Raw genomic sequence first — 7,338 nt, 5'->3', positions numbered from 1 at the left:
CGGCCACTCTTATGTCATGTCCATGGGAGCGGGGGCCGGAAGAGCGGGCCCTGTGTGAATCAGCACGGCGGCGGGATTGTTCCTGTCTTCTTCCCATCGTCCGCGCGTCCACTGGCAGGGGCCCCGGGTGAAGGCCGTGCTCCCCTTGGCCGGCTGGCGGTGTTAGATCGCCGCGCCATGGCCAAGACCCCGACCCCGAAGAAGTCCTCCCTTCGCGCCGCCTACGCGAACGCGCGCAAGGCGGATCCCCGCCCCATCACCGGCAAGGAGAAGCCGGCGGAGCTGCTCGCGCACGCGTTCAGCGCCTACGTGGGCCGGCAGGAGCGCACCGCGTTCGAACTGATGCAGCAGTCGGTGCAGCAGGACGCGTCCATCTTCCTGACGCTGTCGGGCGCGATGACGCCCGCGGGCCTGCACCAGTCCTGCCTCATCCCGCTGGTGGAGAAGGGCATCATCTCCGCCATCACCACCACGGGCGCCAACCTCTACCACGACGCCCACCGCATCATCGGCCACGGCATCCGCGAGGTGAACCCCAACGCGGGCGACCTCCAGTACCGCCTGGCGCGCATCATCCGCATCTACGACCTGGGCTTCTGGGAGGAGGCGCTGCTCGACACCGACCGCCTCTTCTCCGCCATCCTCCGGCAGCCCCAGTTCCAGAAGAAGATGACCACGCCGGAGTTCCACTACCTGCTCGGCAAGGCCATCCACGGCATCGAGAAGGAGCTGGGCGTCAAGCAGCCGTCGCTCTTGTCCACCTGCTACAAGCACGGCGTCCCCATCTGGGTGGGCGCGGTGCAGGACGGCTCCATCTTCCTCAACGTCGTGAAGCTCAAGCGCCTCCTGGGGGACGCGTTCAAGTTCGAGCTCGACATCAACGACGACGTCTTCTCCATGGCCGCGATGCAGCACTACTGCCGCCACAACGGCAGCGGGAAGCTGGCCATCTGGATCCTGGGCGGCGGCGTGCCCAAGAACTACACGCTCCAGGGCGAGCCCCTCCTCGACCAGATCCTCAACGTCCCCACGTCGGGCTTCGACATCGACGTGCAGTTCTGCGTGGACCCGGTGGACAACGGCGCGCTGTCCAGCTGCCCGGCCGGTGAGGGCCACACCTGGGGCAAGGTGTCCGTGGAGGCCGTGGAGACGGGCTCCATGTACGTGCACTGCGACGTGACGGCGGTGTTCCCCTGGCTCACGCACGCGCTGTTCAGCGAGCCCAAGAACAAGCGCAAGCCGATGCGGCTGATGGACAAGATGGACGCGGCCGTGAAGTTCCTCGACGCGGACGTGAAGAAGCGCAGCAAGTCGCTGATGAAGACGCTGGACTGGAGCGTCGAGGAGGCCGAGCCCTCCACGAAGAAGGACGCGAAGGCCCACGACAGCTTCGTGCGTTAGAGAACAGTCCCCCACAAGTCACAAAAGGAGGCGGTGATGAGTCAGCAACCCGCGGTGCCCGCTCCGGGCGTGGTGATGTCCCTGGTGAGTGCTCCCCAGTTGAAGACGCAGGTGACCCACGGCCCGTCGGGCGCGTCGCTGCCCACGGAGGCGCCGCGCGACAACGGCGGCACCGGCGGCAGCTTCTCCCCCACGGACCTGATGGGCGCGGCGCTCGCGTCCTGCGTGGTGACCACCATGCATCTGACGGCCAACCGCGAGGGCTTCACGCTGGGCGAGGTGCGCGCGTCGGTGGAGAAGCGGATGACGCCGCCCCCGCGCCGCATCGCGGAGCTGGTGCTGTCCATCCTCCTGCCGTCGGGCCTCACCCCTCCCCAGCGCGAGCTGCTGGAGCGCATCGCCCACGAGTGTCCGGTGGCGCGCAGCCTCCACCCGGACGTGAAGGTGACGGCGTCGTTCGGCTATCCGGATTGACGTCCGCGTAGACAGGGGCTCGGCGGGCTGCCTGCCTTCCGAGCCCCGGTGGCGAGCCCCGGTGGCGGCCTGCGCCAACGCGCCTGCGTGCCCACCCTGCCTGGAGCACTTGGAAGCTCGCTCCGGGGAGGGCATGCGGCATGAACGTGAAGCGACTGGGCATCTACCTGAACGACCACCTCCTGGGCTCCACGGTGGGCGTGGACCTGGCGCGCAGGACGGAGCAGGAGAACCGCAGCAACCCGGTGGGCCAGTACCTGGGCACGCTCGTGCCGCTCCTGGAGCAGGACCGCGCCACACTGCTGGCGGTGATGGCCGCCCTGGACGTGAAGGCGGATCCGCTGAAGATGGGCGGTGCGTGGGTGGTGGAGAAGGTGTCGCGGCTGAAACTCAACGGCTCCTGGCTGCGCTACTCCCCCTTGAGCCGGCTGGTGGAGCTGGAAGGCCTCTGCGTCGGCTCCCACGGGCGGGTGTCCCTGTGGAGGAGCCTGGAGCGGCTGGCGGCGAAGGATCCGCGGCTTCAGCGGTTCGACTTCGGCTTCCTGGCGGAGCGCGCCGAGGGGCAGCTGCTCACGCTCCAGAACCTGCGGCTGCGCGCGACGGACACCGCGTTCACGGACACGTCCGTCGAGACCGGCGAGGCGCCGGTCCCGACGGAGGCGTGAGCCTTCACGACATCAGGTCCCGGAGGGTGACACCGGCGCGCGGGCGGCGCCGTTCTCCGGCCCGGGCAGCAGGCGCAGCTGGCTGGCGGAGGTGAACGTCGCGTCCACCTCGCGCTCCAGGTACGTGTAGCCCGACAGGCCGTCCTCGTAGACGCGCAGCAGGTTGCGCGACTCGTCCAGGGTGATGCGTCCCTGGCGCAGCGCCAGCTCCGTGAACTTGCGCAGCTTCGCGACGAGGTCGTCCTTGTTGTAGCTCACGTAGTTGAGCACTTCCGTCACGGTGTCGCCCGCGACGACGTGGTCGATGAGGTAGCCGCCGCCCGGCGCCAGCGACACCTGCACCGTGTGCGTGTCCCCGAAGAGGTTGTGCAGGTCGCCCAGGATCTCCTGGTACGCGCCGACGAGGAAGATGCCCAGGTAGTAGTCGTCGCTGTTGAGCGCGTGCAGCTCCAGCGCGTCCTTCACCTCGCGCTTGTCGATGAAGTGCTCGATCTTCCCGTCCGAGTCGCAGGTGATGTCCGCCAGCGTCGCGCGCCGGGTCGGCTTCTCCGCCAGCCGGTGGATGGGCATCATCGGGAAGAGCTGATCAATGGCCCACGAGTCCGGCAGCGACTGGAACACGGAGAAGTTGCAGAAGTAGGTGTCCGACAGCTGCTTCTCCAGCACCTCCAGCTCCTCCGGAATCTCCCCGGACTCGCGCGCGACGCGCAGAATCTTGTGGCAGATGGCCCAGTAGAGGTTCTCCGCCGCCACGCGCTGCTCCAGCGACAGGTGGCCCAGGGAGAACAGCTGGAGGCTCTCCTCCTTGGCGTCCTGGGCGTCGTGGAACGCCTCGATGACGTTCTTGTTCGTCACCTCGCGGAAGGTGGACCAGAGGTTGCGCACCACGGAGGGCGCCTTGTCGTCCACCTTGTCGGGCGTCTGGGACGGGTCGAACTCGCTCGTGCCCAGCACGTCCACCACCAGGATGGCGTGGTGCGCGACGACGGCGCGGCCGGACTCGGAGACGAGCGTGGGGTGCGGCACGCCCGCGCGGTCACACGCCTCCATCACGCCGAAGACGACGTCGTTGGCGTACTCCTCCGTCGTGTAGTTCATGGAGGAGGCGAAGTTCGTCTGGGAGCCGTCGTAGTCCACGCCCAGGCCGCCGCCCACGTCCAGGTACTTCAGCGGGGCGCCCTGGCGGCACACCTCCACGTAGAAGCAGCCCACCTCGCGCAGCGCGTTCTTCACGTTGCGGATGTTGGAGATCTGGCTGCCCAGGTGGAAGTGCAGCAGTTCGAAGGAGGCCAGCAGGCCCGCGTCCTTCATGAAGCTGATGCAGGACATGAGCTCCGACGAGGAGAGGCCGAACTTGGAGCGGTCACCGCCGCTCGCCTCCCACTTGCCGGCGCCGCGCGTGGACAGCTTCACGCGCATGCCCAGCCGGGGCGTGATGCCGGTGCGGCGCGCGACCTCCGCGATGAGGGGCAGCTCGCTGGGCTTCTCCACCACCAGGATGACGTTGCGGCCCAGGCGCGAGTAGAAGAGCGCCGTCTCGATGTACTCCTCGTCCTTGTAGCCGTTGCAGATGACGAGCGCGTCCTCGTTGTCCAGGAGCGCCATCACCGCGAGCAGCTCCGGCTTGCTGCCGGCCTCCAGCCCGTAGGTGAACTCCTTGCCCGCCTCGATGATGGTCTCCACCACGTAGCGGTGCTGGTTCACCTTGATGGGGTACACGCCCCGGTACAGGCCCTTGTAGCCCTGGTCCGCGATGGCCTTCTTGAACGCGTTGTTCAGGTGGACGACGCGGTGGCGCAGCACGTCCGTGAAGCGCAGGAGCAGCGGCAGCCCGATGCCCCGGCGACGGACCTCGTCCACCAGCTCCTTGAGGTCCATGCTCGGAGCGGCGGGGCCGTCCGGATGGACGCACACGTGGCCCTTTTCGTTGATGCCGAAGTAGGGCGAGCCCCAGTTCCGGATTCCGTAGAGCTCATGGGCATCGGCCAGGGTCCAGCGGTGCTGAGGGGCGGTAGCGGGCATCGTTGTTTCGTTGCCTCCGGTGAGACGTGCGGCGGATGGAAACTCCCATGAACAAGGGAGGGGGGCCGGACTATCGGAAACGTCCCGGGCATTCAATAGCCGCCTGTTCGTGAAGCAGGCAGGCGAGCAGGGGCCCTGCGCAGGTGCTGGCCCTGGTGGGCCGGTCAGCATCCAATTCCTACCCTTCCTCCTGTGGAAGCCCAGGGAGGCCGAGTGGAGAGAAGGGGAGGGTACATGGAGTCGTCCGCACGCAGGGAAGAAGCACCTTTGACCCCGCGGGAGATCTTCGAGCGGCTGGATCGCTTCGTCATCGGACAGGACGCGGCGAAGCGGGCGGTGGCCATCGCCGCGCACAACCACCTCAAGCGCATCCAGGCACGGCGGATGCGGCGTCAGTCACTCATCAAGAAGTCGAACATCCTGCTCATCGGCCCCACCGGCAGCGGCAAGACGCACATCGCGCGCAACCTGGCGGACATCCTCCACGTGCCCTTCACCACCGTCGACGCCACCGAGTACACGGAGGCCGGCTACTACGGGAAGGACGTGGAGGTGATGGTGTCCGACCTGCTCTTCAAGGCGAACCACTCGGTGGAGGACACCCAGCGGGGGATCATCTTCATCGACGAGGTGGACAAGATCGCCCGGCGCACGCAGGGCGCGCGCAACGGCGCCGGCAGCCGCGACATCGGCGGTGAGGGCGTGCAGCAGTCGCTCCTGAAGCTCTTGGAAGGGCGCGAGGTGCACGTGCCCATGAACGTCACCCAGGCGTGGAACAAGAGCGACTTCGTGCAGGTGGACACGCGCGACATCCTCTTCATCTGCGCGGGCACGTTCAGCGACCTGCACGACTTCGGCGACGACAGCAGCCGGATGATGGGCTTCGGCGCGGACGCGGCGGGCGCGAAGCGGAAGGAGAAGCGCATCTCCACGCGGCAACTGGTGGACTTCGGGATGATGGCGGAGTTCCTGGGCCGCATGCCGGTGATGGTTCAGTTGGAGCGACTGGGGGAGCCGGAGCTGTTGCGCGTGCTCACCGAGCCGCCGGATGCCATCACCCGCGAGTTCAAGGAGCTGCTGTCGCTGGACGACATCGAGCTGGAGTTCCCGGAGGGCGGCCTGCGGGAGGTGGTGCGCTACTCCGTGGCGCGCGGGCTGGGCGCGCGCGGACTGCGCTCCATCCTGGAGCACGTGATGTCGGACGTGATGTTCGAGGCGCCCGAGCGGCGGCACCGGCAGGTGGCGGTGGACGCGGAGTTCGTGAAGGCGCGGCTCGCCAGCCTGGACGACGTGGAGCTCAACGCTTAGCAGCGGGAGCGGGCCGCTCCGCGGCGCGTGCGGCGGCGCCCAACCGCGCCGCCGCCTGCGGGTCCTGGATGAGCTGGAGCACCAGGTCGTTGCGCAGGAGCGCCTGGGTGTCACCGCGCTCCAGCGCGCTCTTGAGCTCCTGCTGCTGGAGCGCGAACTGGAAGCGCGAGTCCTTGCGCAGGGCCTTGTAGGCCGGGTCGTCCTGGAGCTTGCGCGCCTTCGCGGGATCCTGGGCGGCCTGGGCCACGCGGACCAGGTCCTTCAGGGGCGCGAACTGGGTGATCTCGAAGAGGTTGTAGCGGCGTGACAGGTCGAAGGCGACGGAGCCCATGGGCGACACGCCCACGCGCTTGCCGGCGACGATGACGTGTTGCTCCAGGAAGGTGAGCGCGCTCAGGGAGACCCAGAACAGGGCCGCCATCTTCCCGGCGCCGAGCACGAAGCCCAGGCCGCGGTCCATGCCGCGCTCGTCCGGGTTCTTTCCGGAGAGGAAGCGCAAGAGCAGCGCGCCCAGGGCGTAGCGCACGGTGAGCCACGTCACGACGAAGAGGAGCACCGTCCCCGCGAGGGTGCCCACGAGCAGCGGCGAACCCAGGGCGACGGCGAGCTTGGGGCCGACGATGGGCGCGAGCTTGCGGGAGACGAAGTAGCCCACCGCGAGGCCGGCGGTGTTGGCCACCTGCCGGGCCGCGCCGGAGAGGGCGCCGAGGATGCCGAAGAAGAGCACCAGGCCCAGGAGGATGAGGTCGATGACCATGGATGGGACTCCTGGTGCCGCGTGCGCTCAGCGGATCTTGAACGACGAATCGCCCTTGGACTTCTCCGCGGTCTGCTTCTGGGCTTCCGCGAGGGTTTCCTTGTAGCGGGCGTTGGCGGGCTCGTAGGTGAGCGCCATCTTGAGGTTGCGCTCCGCGGCGGAGGGGTTGCCGGCCTCCAGGTCCTTCTGGGCCTGCGCGTAGAACTGGCGGCCCTTGGGGTGGGTGCCGATCTGCTCCTCCTGCTCCTTCTTCACCGCGGCCTTCGTCTCCGCCTCGGAGGCGTCGGTGAAGCGCAGCTTCTGCGCGCGGTCCGGGCCGGCGATGTCCGCGAGGTACTTCTTGCGCTTGGTGTCGTCGCGCAGGACGTAATAGGCCTCGGTGACGCGCTTGTAGAGCTCGTGCACCTGCTCCTTCAGGGGCTTGGACTCCAGCTGGAAGAAGCGGTCCGGGTGGTAGATGCGGCTCTCCCGGTAGAAGGCCTTCTTGATGTCGGCGGGCACGGCGGAGCGGTCCAGCGAGAGCAGCTCGAAGTAGTCCGTTTGATCCAGCTTCGCGCAGCGGACCTCCAGCTCGGTGAGCTGCGCCAGCGTGAGGGCCGGGCCCTCGGACGCGGCGGACGGCGCAGGAGGCGGGGAGACCGACGGCGCGCGGGGCGGGGTCAGATTCGGATTCGACCCGCTGGAGCGCGGGGCGCCAGCGGGTGCGAGGGC

General features: G+C 68.2%; 7 protein-coding genes. 4 read left to right on the top strand and 3 right to left on the bottom strand.

What is annotated here, in order from left to right:
• The first annotated feature begins 177 nt into the window (after nt 1-177).
• From D7V97_RS37110 to D7V97_RS37100, 3 genes are all read left to right on the top strand, one after another.
• A complete protein-coding gene (locus tag D7V97_RS37110; protein ID WP_120615339.1) occupies nt 178-1,401 on the top strand; it encodes a deoxyhypusine synthase family protein in 1,224 nt (407 codons plus the stop codon).
• Nucleotides 1,402-1,437: 36 nt separating this feature from the next.
• Entirely contained in the window at nt 1,438-1,875 is a 438-nt protein-coding gene (locus tag D7V97_RS37105; protein ID WP_120615338.1) for an OsmC family protein, read from the top strand.
• 140 nt (nt 1,876-2,015) lie between these two features.
• The gene (locus D7V97_RS37100; RefSeq protein ID WP_120615337.1) at nt 2,016-2,540 is read left to right on the top strand and encodes a hypothetical protein; all 525 of its coding nucleotides are present in this window, start codon (nt 2,016-2,018) and stop codon (nt 2,538-2,540) included.
• 12 nt (nt 2,541-2,552) lie between these two features.
• On the opposite strand, the gene speA is transcribed toward D7V97_RS37100, so the two are convergent.
• Nucleotides 2,553-4,562 carry a biosynthetic arginine decarboxylase gene (gene speA / locus D7V97_RS37095; RefSeq protein ID WP_120615336.1) on the bottom strand — a complete coding sequence of 670 codons (2,010 nt, stop codon included), beginning with the start codon at nt 4,560-4,562 and terminating at the stop codon, nt 2,553-2,555.
• 234 nt (nt 4,563-4,796) lie between these two features.
• Here speA and clpX point away from each other — a divergent pair, with 234 nt between their 5' ends.
• The gene (gene clpX, locus D7V97_RS37090; protein ID WP_120615335.1) at nt 4,797-5,870 is read left to right on the top strand and encodes an ATP-dependent Clp protease ATP-binding subunit ClpX; all 1,074 of its coding nucleotides are present in this window, start codon (nt 4,797-4,799) and stop codon (nt 5,868-5,870) included.
• Here the strand turns inward: clpX and D7V97_RS37085 are convergent.
• Both D7V97_RS37085 and D7V97_RS37080 read right to left on the bottom strand, forming a co-directional pair.
• Entirely contained in the window at nt 5,860-6,627 is a 768-nt protein-coding gene (locus D7V97_RS37085) for a CvpA family protein (protein WP_120615334.1), read from the bottom strand. The genes clpX and D7V97_RS37085 overlap by 11 nt on opposite strands.
• 27 nt (nt 6,628-6,654) lie before the next feature.
• Nucleotides 6,655-7,338: J domain-containing protein (locus D7V97_RS37080; RefSeq protein WP_233583467.1), on the bottom strand; the 684-nt coding region annotated here is incomplete at its 5' end.

Origin of the sequence: Corallococcus sp. CA053C (assembly GCF_003611675.1) — a bacterium.
Classification (GTDB): domain Bacteria; phylum Myxococcota; class Myxococcia; order Myxococcales; family Myxococcaceae; genus Corallococcus.
Note: the sequence above shows the minus strand (reverse complement) of the source record. Positions and strands in the feature narration are given on the sequence as shown.